The following is a 21,388-nucleotide window of genomic DNA, read 5'->3' as shown; positions in this document are numbered from 1 at the left end:
TCTATCAACGGGGGATACTAGGCAAGAGTATTGGGCCGACCAGAGCGCGTCGGACAAGTCACAGCCCTGCGCCTCCAGTTGGTTGGACAGGCCGACCGTCGAGGACCAACGGCCCACGGAGCCAGCGCCTCGGCCAGCGGAGTGCGCGGCTCGGACATCATGGGCACACCTCCCTCCTCCCGCGGGTCAGCCCAGCTGGGACTGGACCTGGGAGGAGATCAGCTCCAGGTGGTCGAGGTCGTCCAGGTCGAGGATCTGGAGGTATACGCGGGAGGAACCGGTCTCCGCGTACCGGCCGATCTTGTCGACCACCTCGGCCGGGGAGCCTGTCAGTCCGTTCTCCTTGAGCTCGTCGACCTCGCGGCCGATGGCCGCCGCCCGGCGGGCCACCTCCGCGTCGTCCCGGCCCACGCAGACGACCAGCGCGTTGGAGTACACCAGGTCGCCGGGCCTGCGCCCCGCCTTCTCGGCCGCGGCCCGCACCCGGCCGAACTGCCGGTCGCTGTCCTCCACCGAGGCGAAGGGCACGTTGAACTCGTCGGCGTACCGGGCGGCGAGGCGCGGCGTCCGGGTCGCCCCCAGGCCGCCGATCAGCACCGGCACCCGGTCCTGGGCCGGCTTGGGCAGCGCCGGGGAGTCGGCCAACCGGTAATACGTGCCGTCGAAGTCGAACTTCTCGCCGGCCGGCGTCCCCCACAGCCCCGTGACGATCGCGAGCTGCTCCTCCAGCCGCCCGAACTTCTCCTTGGGGAAGGGGATTCCGTACGCCGCGTGCTCCGCGGCGTACCACCCGGCGCCCAGCCCCAGCTCGACCCGGCCGCCCGACATCCGGTCCACCTGGGCCACCTGGATGGCCAGCACGCCCGGCAGCCGGAACGTGCCCGCGGTCATCAGCGTGCCGAGCCGGATGCGGCTGGTCTCGCGGGCGAGTCCGGCCAGGGTGATCCAGGCGTCGGTCGGACCGGGCAGTCCGTCCGAGGAACCCATGGCCAGGTAGTGGTCGGAGCGGAAGAAGGCGTCGAAGCCGAGGTCCTCGGTCGCCTTGGCCACCCGGAGCAGGGTGTCGTAGTCGGCGCCCTGCTGGGGCTCGGTGAAGATTCGCAGGTCCATCCCCCCATCCTGCACTCTCGAACACACGTCAACCGCACACCCCCCGCCCCGCCGCTCCCGCCCCTCGCGGGTGAATATCGCCCGCCCGTACCGAACGCCCCGTCACCGGCCAGTGTCCGGCGCGCACGGTGATCGTTGGCCTCGGCGGAGCCGGACCGCCCGGCCCGCGCACCGGTGTTCCCTGCCGGAGGCGATGACCGCAACGCCGCCCTTCCGGACCGGGAGGGCCCAGGGCCGAGGAGGCCAGATGCACCAGGAAGCCGTGCCCGACGAGGCTGTGACCGAGGCAGTGAACGCCCCGGCCGCCGCCCCGCAGCAGGGCGCACCCAAGGGCCTGCTGCAACAGATGGAGGAGCTGATGGCAGCGCTGAACGCCGATCTGACCCAGCTCGACGCCGATCTGCAGTCGTCCGCGGAGCGGCCCTCTTCCCGCGGGGACGCCGCCGGCTGATCCTCCGCTTCTCATGCGGCACCTCCTCTCTCCCGCAGGGTGAGCCGTCTCAGCAGACCGCTCACCCGGTCACCGGTCTCGTCGGCCGCGTCGATGGCCTCTATGCACTGCCAGTACAGGCCGTCCTCCTCGCAGGCGCAGGCGACGCCCACCAGGGCTATGCCGACCTCGCCCAGGAGCACGCCGAGCCCGGTCAGCGCACCCCAGGGATCCCGGACCCCGGAGAGCCTCGCCGCCCGTAACCCTCCGGCGCGCAGCGCGATCTGCCGCAGCGCGCCGGAGGTCCTCCCGCCCGCCTCGCTGAGATGCCCCGCGGCCGCGCGCGCCTCGAAGGGCCCCTGGTCCGCGAGATGTGCGCCGACGGCCTGGGCCAGAGCCTGTGTCTGCCATGCCTCGGCGACGATGTCCTCCATCGACCTGGCCCGCGCCAGGGCAAGTCGGGTGGCCTCGATCAACCGCAGTGCGTCCATGCCCGGTCCCCCAGTTCCCGCCGTCGCGCCCTCACTACCCAGAGTGATGACTAACCGCCGGAAAAGCCAGGGGAATTCAGAAATCTGTGGATACCAAATGCGCTGTGGACAACTCAATCACTCCGGAGAGTGACGATCCGGCGAACCCTGACCCTCCGGGGCCCGCTCCCCGGGTACCGGAAACCGCCGCTCGTTCCTGTCGATCTTGGCGGACAGCGCGGCGAGGGGGTCGATGCCCAACACCCCGCAGAACTGGAGCAGATACGCCAGGACGTCCGCGACCTCGTCCGTCACCCGGTGCGCGGCCGCCGCGTCCGCCATCACGCGGGCCGACTGCTCCGGCGTCAACCACTGGAAGATCTCGACCAGTTCGGCCGCCTCGACGCTGAGGGCCGAGGCCAGGTTCTTGGGGGTGTGGAAGGGCTGCCAGTCGCGGGCCGCGGCGAAGTCGGCCAGCCGGCGCTGCAGCGCGGCCAGGTCCTCGGGCGCCGCGGCCCCTTCGGCGGCTTCCTCTTCTGCGGCGTTCTCGATTTCTGCGGCGTTCTCGATGATTCCGTCGTGTTCCGTCACTCCCCCAGATCTACCATCACGACCCCGGGCACCTCCGCCGCCACCCGGCCCACCTCCTCGCGCACCGTTCCCACCAGCCTGATGTGCCCCCGCTCACACATCCGAGCCGCCAGTCCCACCAACTCCCGGGCCTGGCACGGGTCGAGGCACCGGTCGAAGCCGTCGGCGAGGACGGTCAGCGCCTGCCGCGCGGGCAGCACCTCGGCCGCCGGATCGACGGCGAGCACGCCGGGTCCCGTCAACAGGACCAGGCACAGCGCCAGATAGCGCAGCTCGCCGTCCCCGAGCCGCTCCAGCGGCGTCGCCGGCCCCGCCCCGCGGGCCAGGACCGCCCGGACGAAGCCGCCGTCCAGCCCCTCCGCCTCCAGCCCCTCGACCCGCCCACGGCATCCGGCGCCCGCCGCCGCGACCAGGGCCGCGTGCCGGATGACGCACTCGCTGCCGGTACGGCCCAGCACGGCGGCGACGTTGTCGCACGCGCCGCGCAGCCGGCCGTCCCGGGCCGCGACCGGCGCCCGCATCAGCTCGGGCCGCGGGTCGCAGGCGAAGACCGAGCGCAGGGCGACCACCACCTGCTCCGCGGCCCCCAGGACCAGCCGCTGCCCCGCCGTCTTGCCCGCCACCCGCAGCGGCAGCAGCGCGGTGCCCAGCCGGTCGTCGGGCAGGGGCGCGCGCGTGACGGGAACGGCCCCGGCCGTGTGCCAGGCCGCCTCGACCGTCGGCAGCCCGGGGTCGCGCAGCGCGGTGGACAACAAGGTCCGCCCGGCGCCGGTCAGCCGCTCGCCGACCACCCGCGCCTCCGGCTCGGCCTGGACGGCCAGGTCCAGCCGCACGGGGCCCGCGGGCCCCTCGACCGTGCAGCCGATCCGGAAACCGCGCCGCCCCTGCGCGTCGGGCCGCGCCCGGTGCGGAACGCAGGCCGCGGCACCGCCCGCCGGGGCCAGCGCCTCGGCCAGGGTGCCGCCGCCCGCGAGCCGCGCCAGGGCCTCGTACGCCTGGAGCGCGCCGGACTTGCCGGTGCCGCTCGCTCCCCGGAAGAACGTCAGCGGACCCAGCGCGAAGGTGGCGTTGCGGTGCGACTTGAAGGCGGAGAGCCGGAGTTCGGTGACGACGGGGCGCGGGGCCCGGTGGGCGTCCGGTCGGGCACGGCGTGCGTCCATGCCCGGACCGTATGGCGTGACCGGTCAGCCAAACCGTTTCAGCTGATCATTCTTCCTACGATCGGGGTACGTGGCGGCGACCTCGGTCCCCTCGGGCACGAGCAGGAAGACGTTGGTGTCCACCCGGTGCATGCCGCTGCCGAGTCCGAAGACGACGCCGCTGGAGAAGTCGAGGATGCGCTTGGCGACGTCGATGTCCGCGCCGGTGAGGTCCAGCAGCACGGGCACCCCGCCGATCAGGTGCTCGGCGACCTCGCGCGCGTCCGCGAAGAACTGCACCCGCAGGATGACGAGCTTGTGCTGGTGCGCCGGCGTTTCCGGCTCCTCCTCGGGAAGCGACCGGTGGTTGGCCCAGGACGGCCAGGTGTGGTGACCGCGCAGGGGGCACGACTTCGGCCAGCCCCTCCCCACTGCTCGTCGGTGGCCTCTGACCTGATCACCGGATCACCCCGCCGGGGAACGCGCTCGTTATGTACATCCGGCGATTCTAGGGAGCGGCGCCCCCATTCGGCCCACTGACACGCACCGTGCCCGGATTGCGGTGGTTCGCTCCCAATACCCCTTGCACGCCGCCCGGCAATGGAGCGCGCCTGACGGGGCATCACCGCACAAGGCCCGGACACGCCACCCGATCGAGGGAATACACATAGAGTAGTTGCTCGATTACCATGTGCACATGCTCTGGTGGAGTCACGATCTCGCGCGGACCGTCGCGCGCACGGTGACGGCCGCGCTGCTCTGCCTGCTGCTCCTCGTGTCGGGCGGCGGCGTCGCGGTCGCCGCGCTCGGCGGTGGCTCCGAAGAGAGCGCGGCCTCCACGGAGCTGGCCGTCGGCGACGATCGCGCCCCGGACGTCCTCGTGCCGGAGATCCGGGCCGCGGGCGTGGCGCATCGCTGTGCCGTGCGGCGTGACGTCCCATCACCCTCCGCGCCGGCGGACCGCCCGGGCGCGCCCCTCCCCCTCTCCGCCCCGCACCGCACCGAGGGTGCGCGGAACGCCGTCCTGCGCTGCTGAGGAGCGCCGCGCCGCCGGGCCGGCGGCGTTCCGACGTTCCCCAGACCGCAGGCACGAGAGCAGAGAGACGATGCCCCCTCGACCCGACGCGGGCCGTGAGCGCCTACCTGCGCGCCCAGGCGTACCGCGACCAACTCCGTCCCGTTCCCGACTCACCTCCGCCGGACGTCCCTTCACCCCCTGGCGCCCCGGAGATCACCCCGGTTCCCCCGGCCCCCGCAACCGCGACCGCACCCGCGCCCGCACCGACGAGCCCCTTCGGCCGGTTCCTGCTGCGGCTCCGGCCGTCGGCGGCGCGGCGCGCCGGTGACGCGGGGCCGTGCGCTCCGCCGCCGGCCTGAGGGGCGCGGAGTACGCCCGGGGGCGGGCCCGCACCGTCCGCCCCCGGGACCCCCGCCTGGCGAGACAGCTCCATTCCTCAAAAAATTTTTACCGGGCCCGTGAATGCCCAGGAAACGGCCGGTACTTCACGGTCATCGTTTCCCAAATACCTTGTCGGGGCGGTGTCTCGACAGGCGCCGCAACCGTAAGTTCCGTTCCTGTATGGGTGCTTGTGGGGCGATCCGCTCATACACTGGAACAATGAAGGCAATGATCGCATGGTGGGATCTCAGCGCATCGCAGCAGAATGCCGAGACGCTGCGTGATTTTCTTCGTGAAGAGGCCCGGCAGTCCTGGTCGGACATCCCCGGCCTGCTGCTGAAATTCTGGGTCTCCGCACCGGAACAGAACCGCTGGGGAGCAGTGATGATCTGGGAGTCCGAGGAGGCCGCCGCCAAGGCGTCCCTCCCCCGCAGCGCCGGCGAGCTCATAGGCCACCCGCTCGACTTCAGGGAATGGTTCGACGTGGAGGCGACCGTCGAGGGGGATCACGGACTGCCTTCCCTCGGCGGCCTCGGCACGGCGCTCGTGCCGTCGGCCCGGCCGGCGAACCGCTGACCGTCAGGGAGGCGGCGCCTCGGCCGCCAGCGCGGCACGCGCGTGCCGGATCAGGGCCCGGGCCGCCGGTCCCGAAGGCCCGCCGGACCGCCAGGCGAGTGCGAGACGCCCGCGCAGCCGGGCGCCGAGGATCTCGACGGGGTGCACATGCTCCGCGTTGGCCAGGACGAACGGCTCCGGGAGGATCGCCATGCCGAGTCCGCGCGACGCCAGCCGGACGAGCGCCCGGGGATCGCTCGCCTCGTACGCGATCCGCGGGCGGCTCCCCGCCGCCGCCCAGGCCGCGTCGACGGCGACCCGGAGGCCGCTCCCCGCCGGAAGGCACATCAGGGGGTGACGCCCCGCCTCCTCGACGGTGACGGCCGCCCACCGCGCCAGGGGGTGCCCGTGGCGGACGGCGCCGACCAGCCGCTCCTCGGCGATGATCCGGATGTCCAGCCCCGGCGGGGAACCGTCGGAAACACCCAGGACGGCCATGTCGACGGTCCCGTTGCGAACGGCTTCCTCCAATTGCCCGGTGCTTCCCTCGGAAAGGGAGATCTCGACCGCCGGATGGCGCTCGCTGAAGTCCGCGATGAGTTCGGGAATTCGGAGGGAGAGCGACGAGGCGACCGAGCCGATGGCGACCTGTCCGCGCAACAGCCCGGTGAGGTCGTCTATCGAGTTGCGCAGGCTGTCCGCCGCCGCCAGCATGACCCTGGCGTGCGACAGCACAGCGGTCCCCACTTCGGTCAGCCGCACCGTCCGGCCGCGGCGGTCGAGCAGGTCGTGACCCAATTCGCGCTCCAGGCGCCGTATTTGTGCGCTGACGCCGGGCTGGGTGACGTGCACGCGCCCGGCGGCCCTGGTGAAGCTCCCCTCCTCGGCCACCGCGACGAGATACTCCAGCTGACGCAGCTCCATGCGGGGATTGTAGCGAGGGGCCTCTCCGGGGCCTTTTGGCGTGGGCGGCTCCGGAATGCCGGGCGGCCGGGCGGAGTTCACGCGCGATCCGCCCAGTGGCGGAGAATCGTGTCGGCCGTCTGCCCGGCCGTTGTCCCGCCGCAGTTGTCGACGACGAGGTCGGCGGCGAGCGGGAATTCGGCGCGGGTGCCGATTCCCACGACGTCCCGGGTGTCGGCCGCCCCGTAGAGGGCGGCGCGGCCCTCCCGTCGGCGCAGGTCCTCGATGGGCACGCGCAGCCACACCTCGAAGTAGCCGGGGAGGTTCCGCCGGTTCCAGGCGTGGGCCTCGTGGAAGAGGGAGACGGTGGCGCAGATCACCAGGTGCCCCTGGTGCGCCAGTTCACCGGCCAGCCCGCCGTAGTACCGGGCGAGGCGGCGGCGGTCGGCCTCCCGGTGGCCGAACCGTACGGGGAGCGTCTCCCGCAGCCGGTCCCCGTCCAGCACGACGGGCAGCCCGCCCCGGGCGACGAGCCGGTCCCGCAGGAGACCCGCCACGGTGCTCTTCCCCGCTCCGGACAGCCCGGTGATCCACAGCACTCCCGGTCCGAGTGGCCTCACGCGCCGGTCCTCTCCGTCGTCCGGCCGGTCCCGGCATCGAGCGCCCGCAGCACGTGGCGGCCGACGGCGATGTCGGACGGATGGTCGAACTCGCACCACGGGCCGTCGGCGGGGACCGTGGCGACCTCCAGCAGACGCCCGCGGACGAGGTGGCGGAGCAGCCCCGTCATGTCGAGCGCGGCGGTCCGCGGGTCGGCGGCGCGCGCCCGGCGGATCGTCTCCCAGGCCGGCGGGGTGATCCGCAGCAGCCCCATGTACTGGCCCTGGACCTCGGCCGTGGTACGGGGGCGGCCGCCGATGTCGAGGAGGCGCCCGTCCCGGTGCGCGAAGGTCTCGGCGTCGTCGAGCGGGTCGGCGAAGCGGCGGCTCCACAGGTCGTGCCAGTGGGGGTCGTAGGCGATGGCGAGCGCGGCGTCGGCGGCCGCGAGCGCGCGGGCCGTGGCGGGCGCGTAGACGATGTCGCCGTAGGCGACGAGCACCGGGCCGTCCCTCAGCCAGGGGTCGGCCGCGGCGAGGGACTCCGCCATGGAGGTGCCGGCCCACCGGGGGTTGACGAACACCCTCGGGCCGGTGCCCTCGAAGGCCTCGGCGTGCCAGCCCGCGACGACGCCGATCTCCTCGGCACCGGCCGCGCCCAGGGCCTCGGTGTGCCGTTGCAGCAGGGTCCTCCCGCCGATCTCCACCAGGCACTTGGGGCGGTCGGCGGTGAAGGGCATCAGGCGCGAGCCGCGGCCGGCGGCCAGGATCACCGCCCTCACCGTTCCCCGCCCCCGCCCAGCAGGGCGCCGACGGCGCGGACGTCGTCGGGGTGGAAGGCCGTCTCGCGCTCGGGGTGCCACATGATGCCGGCGACGCGGGCGGCCCGGTGGCGTACCGCCTCGACGACGTCGCCGCAGCGGGCGGTGACCTCCAGTGGCGCGGGCACCGAGCGGGCGGCCATGCGGTGGTAGCTGTTGACCTCGCGGCGGCCGCCGTCGGCGGTGACGACGGGGTGCCGGACGGCCACGTGCCCGCCGACCGGGACGAGCGGGGCGCCGTGGGCCCGGAGGATCACCTGCATCCCCCGGCACACGCCCAGGACCGGGACGTCCCGGTCCACGGCCCAGCGCAGCAGCCGCAGTTCGGTCCGGTCGCGCTCGGGCGACGGCCCGCCGTACTCGGCGAGGTCGTCGCCGCCGGTGAGCAGCACTCCGCGGAGATCCGCCGCCCCGGCGGTGCGCAGGGCGAGGTCCGCGGCGTTCGGGAGGGGCACGGGGGTGAGCCCGCAGGCGGCGAGGAAGGCGAACCAGCGCGCGTCCAGGGCGTAGCGGCGCTCGCCGAACCGGTCCGGGGGCAGGGAGCGCTGGGTGACGCCGACGAGGGTCACGACACCACCGCCACCAGGCCGGCGGCCGCGTCGATGTCGAGGGCGGCCGCCTGCGACCACCGGTTCAGCAGCGATTCGCCGGCGCCGATCACCGCGGGGACGCCGAGTTCCAACGCCCTGGTCGCCATATGGGAGTTGGCGCCGCCGAAGGCCGTGACCAGGCCGGCGACCCCGCGGGCGAAGAGCCAGTCGTAGCCGGGGTCGGCGCTGGTCACCAGGGCGATGGCGCCTTCCGGCGGGTCGCCCGCGTCGATGTCGGCGACGGGGGCCAGCACCCTGCCCCGGGTGACGAAGGTGGGGCGGGCCTGCGGTACGACGAAGCTCCACGCGTCCCGTCCGTCGGCGACCAGGGGCGGCAGCGAGAGCGCGCGGGTGACCGCGTGCGCCTCGCGGCCCCGGGCCGCGGCGTCCCGGAGGATCCCGGCGGCGGCACGGCGGTCGGCGGGCAGCGCGGCGATGGTGGGGAAGTCCACGTGGGACATGGCGTCCGCGTCGAGGCCGTGCCGCTCCCCCAGCGTCCGGACGTCGGTGAGGACGTCGCTGAGGACCGAGGTGAAGGCGAACTTGCCGTGCTCCCGCCCGCGGAGGGCGGCGGCCATGAACTCCAGCAGCCGGGACGCGCCGAAGGCGAACCCCTCCCGGGCGGTCAGGCGCCCGACGGCCCGCAGCAGCGCGGGGCCCGGCCGGAACACCGGGCGCTCCCCGGTGTCCGGGCGGCGGGCGGCCCAGTCGAAGTACCGCTCGGGCGCCTCGTCGTAGCGGGGCGAGAGGATGTCGTAGGTCCCCGGGCGGAGGTGGCCGTAGCGCTTGAGGAACGCCTCCCGCTCCAGGACGTGGAAGTCGTGCCGCAGTTCGCCGGCGACCAGCCCGATGCCCCCGACGAAGGCGGCCTCGTCCCCGGGGGAGAGGGCGCCCTCCGCGACGAGGTCGTCGAGGAACTCGGTGGCGATGAACGCGGCCCGGGCCAGGGCCGCGAAGGGCAGCGTCCCGCCCTCGGCGCAGGCGGCCAGGCGGGCGGCGAGGGCGGCTCCGCAGCAGCCGGGGCGGTCGGCGGCACAGCCGTCGGCGTGCGCGGCGGGCTCGCGCGCCGCGTCCGGGCTGCCGATCCGGGCCAGGTCCGCCTCCCAGAGCGTCCCGCCGACCAGACGGTCCGTCAGCCGGTGCAGGGAGGCCCGCAGCAGGGCGCGGTCCTCGGCCCCGAAGCCCGCGGAGGCGAGGGCGTCGATCCGCTCCCGGGTGCGGAGGCCGTGGGCGGAGAGCACGATCCGCGACTCGATCTTGTCGTGCAGTTCGGGGGAGGCCGCGAGCAGGCCGAGCCAGTGGCCGGCCAGCCGTCCGGCGAGCGGCACCGGGAGATCCGCGGGGAGGAAGGAGGCGACGCTGGCGCGCACGTCGACGTACGGCAGCCCCGCGAAGTCCACCAGCAGCGGGGTGCCGCGCAGGTCGCGGTAGCCGTAGCGGTGGCGGGCGCGGGCCCAGACCGAGTCGGTGATCAGCAGCCGGTACAGGGACAGGGCCAGCGGCCGGGGGCGCAGGCCGATCATCTCGGCGGGGTTCCAGTCGGGCATCACCCCGAACAGCGGGCGGGTGCCCGGCAGCGGGGGCCCGGCCCGCCCGGCCCGGTCCACCGCGTCGGCGGCCGCCGTCACGGCCGCCCGGTGGGCCGCCGCGGCCGGCGGCGGGGCCGCGCACGCCAGCGGGCGGGCCTGGAGCAGGACGAGCTCCCCGTCCGCGGACACGGCGAACTCGACGTCCAGCCGCGCCTCCCCGGTGAGTCGGGCGATCTCGGCCAGCAGGGCGCGCACCGCGGCGACGAGGGGGTGGCGTACCTCGTCGGGCGGGGTTCCTTCCGCGCAGTAGGAGATCCACAGGCCGTCCTCGGCCCCGCCGGTGACGGCCTCGGTGCGGCCGCTCTCGCTCCAGTTGACGACGGTGTAGGGCGCGCCGCTGCTGGGGTCGTGGGAGTGGGCCACGCCGCTGAGCCGGACGCCCGTCAACTCCGGCTGCAGGAGCACCTGGTCGTCGGGGCGTTCCGCGTCGTAGGAGGCGAGGACCGCGTCGACGGCCGCCGCGACGGCCGCCCGGCCGCGGCGGCCGGGCAGCGAACGGAAGCGGCCCGCCTGGGAGCCCGCGGCGGTGTCCTCGGTGACCGCGCTGCTGCGGACGATGAGCGGCCCCGCGGCCCAGGGGCGGGCCAGGACCTCGTCGAGCAGGCGCGCACGGGACGCCCGCCACTCCCGCAGCGTGAAGGAGGCCCGGGGCAGGACGCGGGCGGTGGTGAGGAGCGGTGCCAGGCGGTCCAGGGACTCCGCCTTGGTCCCGAGGCGGACGGCGGGGCCGCTCATCGCCGGGCGTCCGCGTCGGTGCCGTGCGGGAGGGCGCCGTGCGCGTCGGTGCCGTGCGGGTCGAGGCGGCGGGCGACCCAGGCTCGGGTGGTGTACGGGACGTCGATCCAGTCGCCGGCCTCCCGGTGCACCAGGTCGCGGATGGCGTCGCAGACCTCGCCGAAGCGGGCGCCGGCCTGCTCGCCGAGCGTGGCGTGCGAGGCCCACGCCTCGGTCCACGGCCCGGCCGGCAGCCGGAAGACCTCGCGTCCGGACAGGGCGACCGGCGGGGCGAACAGGCCGCTCTCCTCGATGACGGGCCGCTGGTCCGTCCGCCGGACGCCGTAGCCGTAGCCCGGGACGCGCTCGTGGATGAGCTCCTCGATCCGGGCCTGGAGCGGGTCGTCCAGGTCGCGGTGGTTCCACAGACAGGCGAAGTGGCCGCCGGGCGCCAGGATGCGGGCGGTCTCGCGGAGGGCGGCGGGGCGGTCCGTGCGGTCGAAGGAGGAGCCGAAGGTGACGAGCCGGTAGTGCCCGGCCGGGCGGCCGGACGCCTCGCCGGTCCCCTCGTACCAGGTGACGTCGGGGGAGCCGGCGGTGCGCCGCTCCCCCACGGCGCGCATGGCGGGCGTCGGTTCGACGGCGTCCACCCGCAGTCCGTACTCCAGGAGCGGGGCGGTGAGGTGGGCGGAGCCCGCCCCCATGTCGCAGACGGGGTCGCCGGGGCGGGCCCCGGCCGTCAGCAGCAGGGCGCGGACGACGCCGGGCACGTACTCCGCGCGCTCCCGGTAGGTGACCGCGTAGGGCGAGTAGTCGAAGCTCGTGGTCATCAGGCGGTCCCTTCACTGGTGTCGGTGGTGGCGGTGGCGGTCGGGGTGTCCGTGAGCCGGTATCCGAAGCGGGCCGCGGTGGCGACCAGGGCCGGGTCGCGGAAGCGGGCGGCGAGGGCCGCGTCCCCGATCCACTCCCGCCACTCCCCGACCTGTCCCCGCCGCATGATCCGGGGCCCGCCGGCGCCGCGGTCGCCGTCGTCGGCCATGGCCCGGGTCTCGTGGGCGCGCATGGCCTCGTACGAGCTGTTCCGCACGGCCCGTCGGATCTCGTCCGGGGTGCGCTCCGCCCCGAGGGCGCGCAGCAGGGCCGCGGTCGCCGCCTCCGGTTCGCTCTTGAGGTCCTCGAAGCGGACGACGGCGGAGCGGCGGAAGGCGGGCAGCGCGTCCGCCCAGGCGGCGCAGAACCGGGTCCAGCCCTCGATGGGCGGTTCGTCGTTGACGACCGGTCCGTCGAGGAACGCGGCGAAGGTCCCCCGCCCGTTGTCCCCCAGTGCCCAGCGCCCCCGCGAAGCCCCGGAACCAGTGGTACGCGGAGTGGACGGCGTCCCGGGGGTCGCGGACCAGCAGGACGGCCCCCGCGAGCCGGCCGGCGTCGAAGGCGTCCGGGTGGAGGTGGTTCTTCACGAACCGGAGGCCGTCCGTGCCGCGGCGGGCGCCGTGGCGCCGGTCCTCGGCGGCGGTGGCCGCCAGCCGGCCGCGGTAGGTCATCCGGTCCTCGACGACGGCCGAGGTCCCGTCGGGGCCGACGGCCTCGGTGTACGGGTCGACGTGCCCGAAGCCGAGCTCGGTCAGGATGTTGCCGATGAGCGCGGCTCCGGAGGCCGGGTAGCCGGCGACGACGACGTCCCGCCCGCCCAGCCGGGCGGCGTTCCATCGGTGCAGGGCGAACGGGTGTATCCCGTCCGGCTGTTCGGCTCGGTGCATGGTGTCCTTTCCCGGTCCTCTCCCCCCGCCTGTCCCCGGTCCGTCAGTCCTTGACGGCCACGCCGACGACGCCCGAGCGGTTCATCGGGTGGCCGTTCTCGGTGGCGGCGTCGGGGCGCCAGTCGGCCATGCCGGTCAGGCCGGGCTCCAGCAGCCGGAAGCCCTCGAAGAACCGTCCGGTCACGGCGGGCCCGCGGTTCTGCAGCTGGGCCCCGAACGCCCGGTAGACGTCCTGGAGTTGCTCGCTCGACGGGCCCGCTTCCGGGGCCGCCTCGACGTAGGCGTGGGAGAGGATCAGGTGGCTGCCCGGGGCGAGGGCGTCGCGCAGCTGGGCGACCTTCTCCCAGGGGTCGTCCTTGTCCTCGATGAAGTGGAGGACGGCGACGAGCAGCAGCCCCACCGGGCGGTCGAGGTCGATGTGCTCGCGGACCTCGGGGTGGCCGAGGATGTCGAGCGGCTTGAGGAAGTCCCCGGCGACGGCGGTCGCGGCCGGGTCGTCGGCGAGCAGTTCGCGGCCGCGGCCGACGGCCACGGGGTCGTGGTCGACGTAGACCACGCGCGCGCCGGGGTGGACGCGGCGGGCCACGTCGTGGACGTTGCCGCCGTCCGGGGTGGGGATGCCGGAGCCGATGTCCAGGAACTGGGTGACGCCGCGCCCGGCGACCGTGTGCACGGCGCGGCGCAGGAACGCCCGGTTCGACCGGATGGCGATGTCCAGGCCCGGCAGGGCGTCCAGCGCGGTGCGCGCGGTGCGGCGGTCCGAGTCCAGGTTGTGCTCGCCGCCGACGTAGTAGTCGTACATGCGGGCCACGCTGGGCCTGTCGGGGTCGATCTCCTGGGGGGTCCAGGCGGGACGGTCGGTCATGTCGGGTCTCCTGTACGGGGGTTGGGGAGTACGGCGCCGGCGGGGCCCAGCCGCCGCCAGACCAGGACGCGCCGGTCGGCGGTGGAGAGCGAGCTGCCGGTGAGGGTGAGGCGGTCGCCGTCCAGTGCCAGCTGCCGGGTCTGCTCGGTGCCGATCCAGTCGGCCCGGGCGGCGACGGTGAGGGTGTGCACGACGCGGTCGCCCCTCGCGCCGCCAGGTCCCGGCGTAGCTCAGGTACTCGGGCGGCCCGCCGGCGGGCATCATATGGACGGCGACGTGGCCGTCCTCGCTGTAGAAGAGGAGCCCGGTGGGGTGGTCGCCGAGCGGTCCGGGGCCGGCCTCGCCCCGCTCGTCGAGGGTGTGGAAGGACACCAGGCCCCACACTCCGGCCAGTTCGTTCACGTGCGTCGTGCTCCTTCGTGCTCGTCGAAGCGGGTGGCGTCGCCGCCCAGCAGGTTGCCGCGGGCGCCGCGCACGAGGTCGTGCGGGGAGCCCAGGGGCACGGCGCTGACCTCGTCGAGACGCCGGAGGTGCGCGTCGTCGAGGGTCAGGTCGAGGGCGGCCAGATAGTCGTCGAGCTGTTCGGCGGTGCGCGGGCCGATGACCGGGACGTGGGCCGTACCGGCCGCCCGGGCCCTGGAGTTGACCCAGGCGACGGCGACCTGGCCGGGCCGGGCGCCGGTCTCCCGGGCGACGGCGAGGACCTCGTCGAGGACGGCCGTGCGCTGCGCGTCGGACTCGTGGCGCATGACGCGGCCGTTCCCAGTCGGTGAGCCGGCCGGCGGAGTCCCGGCGGTACTTGCCGGTCAGCAGTCCCCCGCCGAGCGGCCCCCACTGGGCCACCCCGAGGCCCAGTTCCTCGGCCATGGGCAGCAGTTCGCGGTCGGCGGTCCGTTCGACGAGGCTGTACTCGGTCTGGATGCCGGCCACCGGGGCGCGGCCGTGGAGCTCGGCGAGGGTGACGGCGCGGGAGACCTGCCAGGCCGCGAAGTTGGACAGGCCGGCGTAGCGGATCTTCCCGGCGCGCACGAGGTCGTCGAGGCCCGCCACGATCTCCTCGACCGGGGTGACGGTGTCGGGGAAGTGCACCCAGTACAGGTCGATGTGGTCGGTGCCCAGCCGCCGCAGGCTGCCCTCCAGCGAACGGATCATGTTGCCGCGGGCGTTGCCGGTGGTGAGGACGCCGGAGGACTCCTTGCCCCAGCCGAAGGAGAACTTGGTGGCCAGGGTGAACCGGTCGCGGGCGGGCGGCGAGGAACTCGCCGAGGAGCGTCTCCGCCTCCCCGTCGTGGTAGCAGTCGGCGGTGTCGAGGAGGGTGCCGCCGGCCTCGGCGAAGCGGTCCAGGATCCGCAGGGCCTCGGCGCGTTCGGTGCCGCCGCCCCAGGCGGTGCCGAAGTTGACGGTGCCCAGCGCGTAGGCGGAGACCCGCAGTCCGCAGCGTCTGCGAAGGTCATGTGGCGCATCGCGCGGTGTCTCCCGTCCGTTCGGTGGTGCGGCGGGCCACGTCCCGGACGACGTCCAGCAGCGGCGCGGGGTCGCCGCGGAAGTGGAAGTGGCCGCCGGGCAGGGGGGTGCCGGCCGTGATGTGCTCCAGGTGCTCGGCCCATCCGTCGAGGCCGAGTGCCTCCCCCTCCTCGGTGCCGTGGACCAGCGTGGCGGGCACGTCCAGCCGCGGCCCGGGGACGTGGCGGTACGTCTCCAGGGCGGTGAGGTCGGCGCGGAGCGGGGCGAGGGCCAGCCGGCGCACCCGGGGGTCGGTCCGCACCTGGTCGGGGAGCGGGCCCCAGCGCCTCTCGGCGGCGGCGGCCAGCTCGTCGTCGGACAGGGTGTGCAGCGGTCCGCCGTGCCGGTCGGCGGCGACGGTGTGCGGCGGTCTGAAGGAGGAGACAGCAGCAGGTGGCGCGGCTCCGGGCGGCCCAGCCGGCGCAGGGCGCGGGCGGTCTCGTAGGCCACGAGGGCGCCGAAGCTGTGGCCGAGGAAGACCGCCGGGCGGTCGAGGGCGAGGTGGGTGACCAGGTCGTCCACCAGCGCCGTGAGGTCCGTGTGGGCGGGCTCGGCGCGGCGCGAGGCCCGGCCGGCGTACTGGATGCCCCAGACCTGGAGGTCGGGCAGTTCGTCGACCACAGCAGGTACTCGCCGGCCGCGCCGCCCGCGCGTGCGGGAAGACGAAGAGGTCGAGTGCGGCCCGGGGGCGCTCGCGGCGGCGGGCGAGCCGGCGCGGCGGTCCTGTTCTGGGTGCCATGAATTCCTCGGGAGTCCGGTGGTGTGGGGGCTGTCAGGCGGCCAGCAGTTCCTCGACGGCCGCGGCGAGTTCGGCGGGGGGCGGCGGCCTCGTAGACGGTCAGCCCGTCGATGTCCACGGGGTAGACCTCGCGGACGCGCTCGGCGAGCCGGGCCGCGACGAGGGAGTCCCCGCCGAGGTCGAAGAAGTCGTCGTCCGGGCCGACGTCGGGCAGGCCGAGGAGCTCGGCGTAGAGCCGCAGGAGGGTGGCCAGCACGTCCTCCCGGCCGGCGGGCGCCGGCTCCGTGGGCGGCTCCCCGGCCCGGGCGGTGGGCGCGGGGGCCCGCTCCGCCGGTTCCACGACGAAGCGTTCGCGCTGGAAGGGGTAGGTGGGCAGGGGCGTCAGCGAGCGGCGCGTCCCGCCGTGGACGTGCCTCCAGCGCACGGCCGCGCCGCCGAGCCAGAGCCGGCCGAGGGTGGCGAGCGCCGCGGCGTGACCGTCCCCGCCGTCCTCCGGGAACAACAGGCGGTCCGTGTCCCCCTCGTGCGGCAGGGTCCGGGCCACGGCCAGCAGTGCGCGGTCCGGGGAGACCTCCAGGAGCACCCGCCGCGGGTCGGCGAGCAGGTCCGCGAGGGCCCGGCGGGTGGGGCCGGGGTCCGGCCGGAGCGCCGCGCGGGCCCACTCGCCGGGGTCCACGGCCTCCCGGTCCGTGAGCCGGCGGCCCGCTGCCGGGGAGAACACCGGCACCTTGGGCGGGTGCAGGGCGGTCCGGCCCATCGGCGCGGCCCAGGCCGCCGCGTCCCCGGAGCGGGCGTGGCCGAGGGCCAGGCGCAGCGCGCCCGCCAGCGGGAGGACCTTGGCGACGGCCATGGCGGCGGGCGTGCCCGGTCCCGAGCCGAGCACGGCGTCCGGCCGGACGCCCCACCGGATCCAGGTCATGGCGGTGGCGTACTCCCGGGCGAAGGCGGCCACCGCCGCCGCGTCGGAATCGGCGGCCGGGCGGCCGTGGAGCACCTCGTCGCGGGCGGCGGCGGTCAGGCCCGCGGCCTCGATACAGGCGTCGACCGCCTCCCGGTAGGCGGGTTCGGCCGCGTACCGGGAGAGGTCCGGCTGCCGGCCGGGGGCGCCGGAGAAGAGGAAGGCGGTGGGCCGGCCTTCGACGGGGGCCGCGGCGGAGACCGTCAGCCGGCCGGCGGCCGGGTCGGTGAGCGCCCGGACCGCGTCGTCGGGGCCGCGCACCACGGCGACGGCGCGGTACGGGTGTTCGCGCCGTCCCGTCTGCAACGTCCAGGCGACGTCGGCGAGTTCGGTGTCCGGGCCGGTGGTGCGCAGCCGGTCGGCGAGCCGGTGGGCGGCGGCGTCCAGGGCCTCGGGCGAGCCGGCGGAGAGCACCAGGAGCTGTTCCGGGGCCGCGGGCCGGGTGGCGGGCGGGCGCGGCGGGGCCTCCTCCAGGACGGCGTGGGCGTTGGTGCCGCCGATGCCGAAGGCGCTGACGGCGGCGCGCCGCGGGCCGTCCGGGGCATCCCACGGGGTCAGCCGGGTGGCGACCTTGAAGGGGCTGGCGGCGAGGTCGAACTGTGGGTTGGGCTCGGTGAAGTGGAGGCTCGGCGGGATGCTGCGGTGCCGCAGGGCGAGGATCGTCTTGATGAGCCCGGCCGCGCCGGCGGCCGCGTCGGTGTGTCCGATGTTGGTCTTCACGGAGCCGATCCAGCAGTAGCCGGTGAGCTCGGTGTCCTGGCGGAACGCCCGGGTGAGCGCGGCGAGTTCGATGGGGTCGCCGAGGGGGGTGGCGGTGCCGTGCGCCTCGACGTAGCCGATGGTCCCGGCGTGGGTCCCGGCGACGAGCTGGGCCTCGCGGACCACGGCGGCCTGCCCCTCGGCGCCGGGCGCGGTGTAACCGACGCGGGCCGCGCCGTCGTTGTTGACGGCGGTGCCGCGCAGCACGGCGAGGACGTGGTCGCCGTCGGCCTCGGCGTCGGCGAGCCGTTTGAGGACGACGATGCCGACGCCGTCGCCGCCGACGGTGCCGTCGGCCGAGGCGTCGAAGGTACGGCACTGCCCCCGGGCGGAGATGATGCCGCCGTGGGTGTACTGGCTCTTCTTGTCCGGGACGTGCACCGCGGCGGCACCGGCCAGGGCGACGTCGCAGTCGCCGGCGAGCAGCGACCGGACGGCCAGGTGGACGGCGACCAGGGCGGTGGAGCAGGCGGTCTGGACGGTCACGGCCGGTCCGGTGAGGCCGAGTTTGTAGGCGGCGCGGGAGACCAGGTAGTCGGGCGCGGTGCCGAGCAGGATGTCCAGGTCGGTGACGGACGGCAGGTCGGCGCGGCGTTCGTCGAGGATCCGCGCGTAGTCGGTGGTCGTGCCGCCGCCGAAGATGCCGAAGACGTCCGTGGAGCGGGCCGGGTCCTGGCCGGCGTCCTCCAGCGCCTCGGCGGCGCACTCCAGGAAGAGCCGGTGCTGGGGGGCTCATCAGCCGTGCCTCGCGCGGCGAGTAGCCGAAGTGGCCGGCGTCGAACCACTCGGGGTCCCGGAGCAGTCCCCTGGCCGGCGTCCAGGTCGCGGTGGTGCCGTCGGCGCGGGCGCCGGGAACGGGCTCCGGGGGGAACCGGGTCACGGACTCGACGCCCCCGGCGAGGTTCCGCCAGAACGCCTCGGGTCCGTCGGCGCCGGGGAACCGGCAGGCCATGCCGATCACGGCCACGGCCCGTCCGGGCCCGTCGGCGCCGCCCTCGGCGCGGGGTGCGCCCGGGTCCGTTCCGGTCACCATTCCTCCGCCTCCTCGCGGTTGCCGCCGCGGCCGCCGGCGCGCCGGGCCTCCAGCCGGGCCAGCCGTCCGCCGGGGGCGTCCGCCCCGTCCGCCGGGCCGCGGCCCGCGGCGCTCCCGAGGTGCGCGGCGAGGGACCGGACCGTCGGGTGCTGGAAGAGGTCGATCAGGGGCACGTCGCGTCCGAGCCGGCCGTGGAGCCCGTCGCGGACCGTGTGCAGCAGCAGCGAGTGCCCGCCCAGGTCGAAGAAGTTGTCCGACGGGTCCACCGAGGGGAGTCCGAGCGCCTCGCACCAGAGCTCGGACACCACCCGGACCAGGTCCGTCGCGCCCTCCCGGGCATCGCCCGCACGCGGGTCCATGCGACCTCCATTCGTCAAGTTGATCGATTCGAAGGGCTTGTGACGGAATGTCAGACCCGGAACACGGTCTTGCTGCGCATGAGGAACTCGCCGAGGTAGCCGTCGTGCGGCAGGCCCGGGCGGTGCCAGTGGGTGGCCCGGCCGCCCAGGTACAGATTGCTGATCGTCGGCTCGGCGACGAGGGCGTCGACGAGGTCCTCGTCCTCGGTGACGGCCGTCAGGACCAGGGTGTCGCGCAGCGGGGCGACGCCGTCCGCGCGGCTCCAGGGGGCGACCCAGACGCAGGGGAACGGCACCTCCGCGCCCAGTTGCGGGGCGTCCGCCGCGTCGAGTTGGTGGACCGCCGGGCGCAGGACGGCGCTGCCGTCGCCGAGTTCGTCGACGAAGCCGGTCCCGCCGAGCCAGGCCCGGGTGCCCCGGGCGCGGTCGAGGACGTACCGCTCCAGGGCCCGGGCGGACTGGGTGTTCTGGACGGGCAGGCAGGCCTTCTCGTCCAGGGGCGGCAGGCTGGGCAGGGCGGCCAGCCGCTCGGCAACGGCCCCGGCCAGCGGCGCGGGATCGCCCTCGACCAGCACTCCGGTGACGTTGACGCAGCCCGTTCCGGCGTGCCCGACGGCCGAGTCGACGATCATGTCGAGGTGGTCCCGCCAGTCCGCACCGGCCGTCAGGAGGATCTTGGAGCGGCCCGGCCGCAGGGAGAGCACCCCGGGGTCGTCGGCGTACCGCCGGATGACCTCGTCGCCGCCGTAGGCCAGGTCCGCGCCCCGCACGACGGCGTCGGCCTCGTCGTGGCCGCAGGGCAGCAGCACCACGTGGTCGTCGGGGAACCCGGCCTCGCGCAGGGCGAGCACCAGCCGGTGGGCGGTGAACGGCTCCCGGCGGGAGGGGCGGACCGCGACCCGGTAGCCGAGGGCCAGTGCCTCGGGCCAGAAGCCGTGCGTACCGGGGGTGGTTGCCGGGCACGTGCACGGCCAGCACCTCGCCGCGCCGGCTCCAGAGGAGCCGCCCGGCGAACAGCCGCCGGCCGGCCTCCCGGAGCTTGGCCGTCTCCTGGGCCTCCTGGCCGAAGCCCTTGACCACGCGGACGCCGGTGACCGCGCCGTCCACCACGCCCGCGACGGCGGCGGCCTGGCCCTGGGCGTACCAGGTGGCCGGGTGGAGCCGGACGCGGCTGCGCGAGGCGAGGAACCAGATCGCGGGGGCGACCGCGAGGGCCACGACGGTGAGCAGCGGGGAGAGGAACGCCATCACGCCGAGCGAGATCACGAACAGCAGGATGTTGCCGATCATCATCGGCAGCATGAACAGCAGCCCCTGGATCAGCTGGAGGTCGCTGGTGGCCCGGCCGACGACCTGGCCGGTGGAGAGCTCGTCCTGCCGCTTGCCGTCGAGGCGGGCGATGGCCGCGTACATCTCCGTCCGCATGTCGTGCTGGACGTCGAGCGCGAGACGTCCGCCGTAGTAGCGGCGGACGTAGGTGAGGCCGTAGACGACGACCGCGGCGACGATCAGGAGGACGGCCCAGGGGGCCAGGGGGCGCTCGTGGGAGCCGATGACGTCGTCGATGATCAGCTTGGGTATGAGCGGGACGAGCGCCATGACGGCCATGCCCGCCAGCGAGGAGCCCAGTGCCAGGAGCACGGTGCCCCGGTACCGCCAACAGTATCCGGCGAGCCGCCTGGCCCACCCCTGTTCTGCCGTTTCCTTCGCCACCCCGGTCCTCCCACCGTTCAAGTACTGCCGCAAGGACCGAACGCCGCAGGCCGCGGATTTCATCCCGCCGCTCTGCGGCCGCCTCCCGGGGTCACATCCGGGGTCACATCCCGGGCACGTACTGGATCAGCAGGTCGATGAGCTTGATCCCGGCGAACGGGGCGACGAGCCCGCCCACCCCGTACAGGCCGAGGTTGCGGCGGAGCAGCGAGTGCGCCGACGAGGGGGCGTAGCGGACGCCGCGCAGGGCGAGCGGGATCAGCGCGACGATGACGAGGGCGTTGAAGACGATCGCGGAGGCGATGGCCGAGGCCGAGCTGTGCAGGCCCATGATGTTGAGCTTCTCCAGGCCCTCGTAGCCGGCCACGCCGCCGAACATCGCGGGGACGATGGCGAAGTACTTGGCGACGTCGTTGGCAGATGGAGAACGTGGTGAGGGCGCCGCGGGTGATCAGCAGCTGCTTGCCGACCTCGACGATCTCGATGAGTTTGGTGGGGTTGGAGTCGAGGTCCACCATGTTCCCGGCTTCCTTGGCGGCCGAGGTGCCGGTGTTCATGGCCACGCCGACGTCCGCCTGGGCCAGGGCCGGCGCGTCGTTCGTCCCGTCGCCGGTCATGGCGACGAGATTGCCGCCGGCCTGTTCCTCCCGGATGCGGGCGAGCTTCTGCTCGGGGGTCGCCTCGGCCAGGTAGTCGTCCACCCCGGCCTCGGCGGCGATGGCCTTGGCGGTGAGCGGGTTGTCGCCCGTGACCATGACCGTCCGGATGCCCATGGCGCGCAGCTCGGCGAAGCG

Annotated in this window: 16 protein-coding genes and 7 pseudogenes; 4 read left to right on the top strand and 19 right to left on the bottom strand. The window is 74.9% G+C overall.

The features are described from left to right. Window positions 1–186: 186 nt before the first annotated feature. Window positions 187–1,110, bottom strand: a complete 924-nt coding sequence (locus tag ABD794_RS09095; RefSeq protein ID WP_344962223.1) for an LLM class F420-dependent oxidoreductase — start codon at window positions 1,108–1,110, stop codon at window positions 187–189. Between the two features lie 247 nt (window positions 1,111–1,357). On the opposite strand from ABD794_RS09095, the gene ABD794_RS09090 reads away from it, so the two are divergent. Then, window positions 1,358–1,561 carry a hypothetical protein gene (locus tag ABD794_RS09090; protein WP_344962221.1) on the top strand — a complete coding sequence of 68 codons (204 nt, stop codon included), beginning with the start codon at window positions 1,358–1,360 and terminating at the stop codon, window positions 1,559–1,561. Between the two features lie 11 nt (window positions 1,562–1,572). On the opposite strand, the gene ABD794_RS09085 is transcribed toward ABD794_RS09090, so the two are convergent. The 4 genes and pseudogenes from ABD794_RS09085 to ABD794_RS09070 all read right to left on the bottom strand — a co-directional run bounded on the left by ABD794_RS09085 (window position 1,573) and on the right by ABD794_RS09070 (window position 4,201). Beyond that, window positions 1,573–2,031 (bottom strand): DUF6099 family protein, encoded by a 459-nt coding sequence (locus tag ABD794_RS09085; protein ID WP_344962219.1) that lies wholly within the window; start codon window positions 2,029–2,031, stop codon window positions 1,573–1,575. A 117-nt stretch (window positions 2,032–2,148) separates the two neighbouring features. Continuing rightward, on the bottom strand, window positions 2,149–2,562 hold the full coding sequence (locus tag ABD794_RS09080; RefSeq protein ID WP_344962225.1) for a nucleotide pyrophosphohydrolase: 414 nt from the start codon (window positions 2,560–2,562) through the stop codon (window positions 2,149–2,151). A 35-nt stretch (window positions 2,563–2,597) separates the two neighbouring features. Next, window positions 2,598–3,761, bottom strand: coding sequence for an AAA family ATPase (locus ABD794_RS09075; protein WP_344962217.1), 1,164 nt, complete (start codon window positions 3,759–3,761; stop codon window positions 2,598–2,600). Window positions 3,762–3,785: 24 nt separating this feature from the next. Continuing rightward, a pseudogene (locus ABD794_RS09070) lies at window positions 3,786–4,201 on the bottom strand (cell division protein SepF). Between the two features lie 236 nt (window positions 4,202–4,437). On the opposite strand from ABD794_RS09070, the gene ABD794_RS09065 reads away from it, so the two are divergent. From ABD794_RS09065 to ABD794_RS09055, 3 genes are all read left to right on the top strand, one after another. Further along, the gene (locus ABD794_RS09065) at window positions 4,438–4,776 is read left to right on the top strand and encodes a hypothetical protein (RefSeq protein WP_344962212.1); all 339 of its coding nucleotides are present in this window, start codon (window positions 4,438–4,440) and stop codon (window positions 4,774–4,776) included. A gap of 95 nt (window positions 4,777–4,871) precedes the next feature. Further along, the gene (locus ABD794_RS09060) at window positions 4,872–5,117 is read left to right on the top strand and encodes a hypothetical protein (RefSeq protein ID WP_344962211.1); all 246 of its coding nucleotides are present in this window, start codon (window positions 4,872–4,874) and stop codon (window positions 5,115–5,117) included. Window positions 5,118–5,358: 241 nt separating this feature from the next. Then, window positions 5,359–5,715: a hypothetical protein gene (locus ABD794_RS09055; protein ID WP_344962209.1), complete on the top strand. Its 357-nt coding sequence runs from the start codon at window positions 5,359–5,361 to the stop codon at window positions 5,713–5,715. A gap of 3 nt (window positions 5,716–5,718) precedes the next feature. On the opposite strand, the gene ABD794_RS09050 is transcribed toward ABD794_RS09055, so the two are convergent. The 14 genes and pseudogenes from ABD794_RS09050 to ABD794_RS08980 form a co-directional block, all read right to left on the bottom strand. Beyond that, window positions 5,719–6,618: a LysR family transcriptional regulator gene (locus ABD794_RS09050; RefSeq protein ID WP_344962207.1), complete on the bottom strand. Its 900-nt coding sequence runs from the start codon at window positions 6,616–6,618 to the stop codon at window positions 5,719–5,721. A gap of 77 nt (window positions 6,619–6,695) precedes the next feature. Next, on the bottom strand, window positions 6,696–7,217 hold the full coding sequence (locus ABD794_RS09045; RefSeq protein WP_344962205.1) for an adenylyl-sulfate kinase: 522 nt from the start codon (window positions 7,215–7,217) through the stop codon (window positions 6,696–6,698). Next, a complete protein-coding gene (locus ABD794_RS09040) occupies window positions 7,214–7,975 on the bottom strand; it encodes a phosphocholine cytidylyltransferase family protein (RefSeq protein WP_344962203.1) in 762 nt (253 codons plus the stop codon). Before ABD794_RS09040 ends, ABD794_RS09045 begins: the two co-directional genes overlap by 4 nt. Next, window positions 7,972–8,583, bottom strand: coding sequence for a gamma-glutamyl-gamma-aminobutyrate hydrolase family protein (locus ABD794_RS09035; RefSeq protein ID WP_344962201.1), 612 nt, complete (start codon window positions 8,581–8,583; stop codon window positions 7,972–7,974). Before ABD794_RS09035 ends, ABD794_RS09040 begins: the two co-directional genes overlap by 4 nt. Continuing rightward, window positions 8,580–10,928 carry a PEP-utilizing enzyme gene (locus tag ABD794_RS09030; RefSeq protein WP_344962199.1) on the bottom strand — a complete coding sequence of 783 codons (2,349 nt, stop codon included), beginning with the start codon at window positions 10,926–10,928 and terminating at the stop codon, window positions 8,580–8,582. The genes ABD794_RS09035 and ABD794_RS09030 overlap by 4 nt, the downstream gene beginning before the upstream one ends. Further along, on the bottom strand, window positions 10,925–11,737 hold the full coding sequence (locus ABD794_RS09025; RefSeq protein WP_344962196.1) for a class I SAM-dependent methyltransferase: 813 nt from the start codon (window positions 11,735–11,737) through the stop codon (window positions 10,925–10,927). Before ABD794_RS09025 ends, ABD794_RS09030 begins: the two co-directional genes overlap by 4 nt. Beyond that, on the bottom strand, window positions 11,737–12,042 hold the full coding sequence (locus tag ABD794_RS18725) for a sulfotransferase family protein (RefSeq protein ID WP_425585968.1): 306 nt from the start codon (window positions 12,040–12,042) through the stop codon (window positions 11,737–11,739). The genes ABD794_RS09025 and ABD794_RS18725 overlap by 1 nt, the downstream gene beginning before the upstream one ends. 665 nt (window positions 12,043–12,707) lie before the next feature. After that, window positions 12,708–15,576, bottom strand: a pseudogene (locus ABD794_RS18720) (aldo/keto reductase); the annotation flags it as partial. Window positions 15,577–15,869: 293 nt separating this feature from the next. Continuing rightward, window positions 15,870–18,206 (bottom strand): annotated as a pseudogene (locus ABD794_RS09000) (beta-ketoacyl synthase N-terminal-like domain-containing protein); the annotation flags it as partial. Between the two features lie 25 nt (window positions 18,207–18,231). Continuing rightward, window positions 18,232–18,522 (bottom strand): annotated as a pseudogene (locus tag ABD794_RS18715) (beta-ketoacyl synthase N-terminal-like domain-containing protein); the annotation flags it as partial. After that, window positions 18,516–18,881: an acyl carrier protein gene (locus ABD794_RS08995; protein ID WP_344962191.1), complete on the bottom strand. Its 366-nt coding sequence runs from the start codon at window positions 18,879–18,881 to the stop codon at window positions 18,516–18,518. The pseudogene ABD794_RS18715 and the gene ABD794_RS08995, both read right to left, overlap by 7 nt. 50 nt (window positions 18,882–18,931) lie before the next feature. Further along, a pseudogene (locus ABD794_RS08990) lies at window positions 18,932–19,889 on the bottom strand (aldehyde dehydrogenase family protein); the annotation flags it as partial. Next, window positions 19,881–20,594: pseudogene (locus ABD794_RS08985) on the bottom strand (ABC transporter transmembrane domain-containing protein); the annotation flags it as partial. The pseudogenes ABD794_RS08985 and ABD794_RS08990, both read right to left, overlap by 9 nt. A 103-nt stretch (window positions 20,595–20,697) precedes the next feature. Further along, window positions 20,698–21,388: pseudogene (locus ABD794_RS08980) on the bottom strand (HAD-IC family P-type ATPase); the annotation flags it as partial.

The organism is Streptomyces thioluteus (assembly GCF_039535865.1).
The sequence above is the reverse complement of the archived record's forward strand: the minus strand, read 5'-3'. Positions and strand labels throughout refer to the sequence as shown.

Coding starts and splice junctions, on each gene's coding strand:
- ABD794_RS09075 (WP_344962217.1), bottom strand. CDS start 3,761: ATGGACGCACGCCGTGCCCGACCGGACGCCCACCGGGCCCCGCGCCCC.
- ABD794_RS09095 (WP_344962223.1), bottom strand. CDS start 1,110: ATGGACCTGCGAATCTTCACCGAGCCCCAGCAGGGCGCCGACTACGAC.
- ABD794_RS09085 (WP_344962219.1), bottom strand. CDS start 2,031: ATGGACGCACTGCGGTTGATCGAGGCCACCCGACTTGCCCTGGCGCGG.
- ABD794_RS08995 (WP_344962191.1), bottom strand. CDS start 18,881: ATGGACCCGCGTGCGGGCGATGCCCGGGAGGGCGCGACGGACCTGGTC.
- ABD794_RS09065 (WP_344962212.1), top strand. CDS start 4,438: ATGCTCTGGTGGAGTCACGATCTCGCGCGGACCGTCGCGCGCACGGTG.
- ABD794_RS09030 (WP_344962199.1), bottom strand. CDS start 10,928: ATGAGCGGCCCCGCCGTCCGCCTCGGGACCAAGGCGGAGTCCCTGGAC.
- ABD794_RS09025 (WP_344962196.1), bottom strand. CDS start 11,737: ATGACCACGAGCTTCGACTACTCGCCCTACGCGGTCACCTACCGGGAG.
- ABD794_RS09055 (WP_344962209.1), top strand. CDS start 5,359: ATGAAGGCAATGATCGCATGGTGGGATCTCAGCGCATCGCAGCAGAAT.
- ABD794_RS09090 (WP_344962221.1), top strand. CDS start 1,358: ATGCACCAGGAAGCCGTGCCCGACGAGGCTGTGACCGAGGCAGTGAAC.
- ABD794_RS09050 (WP_344962207.1), bottom strand. CDS start 6,618: ATGGAGCTGCGTCAGCTGGAGTATCTCGTCGCGGTGGCCGAGGAGGGG.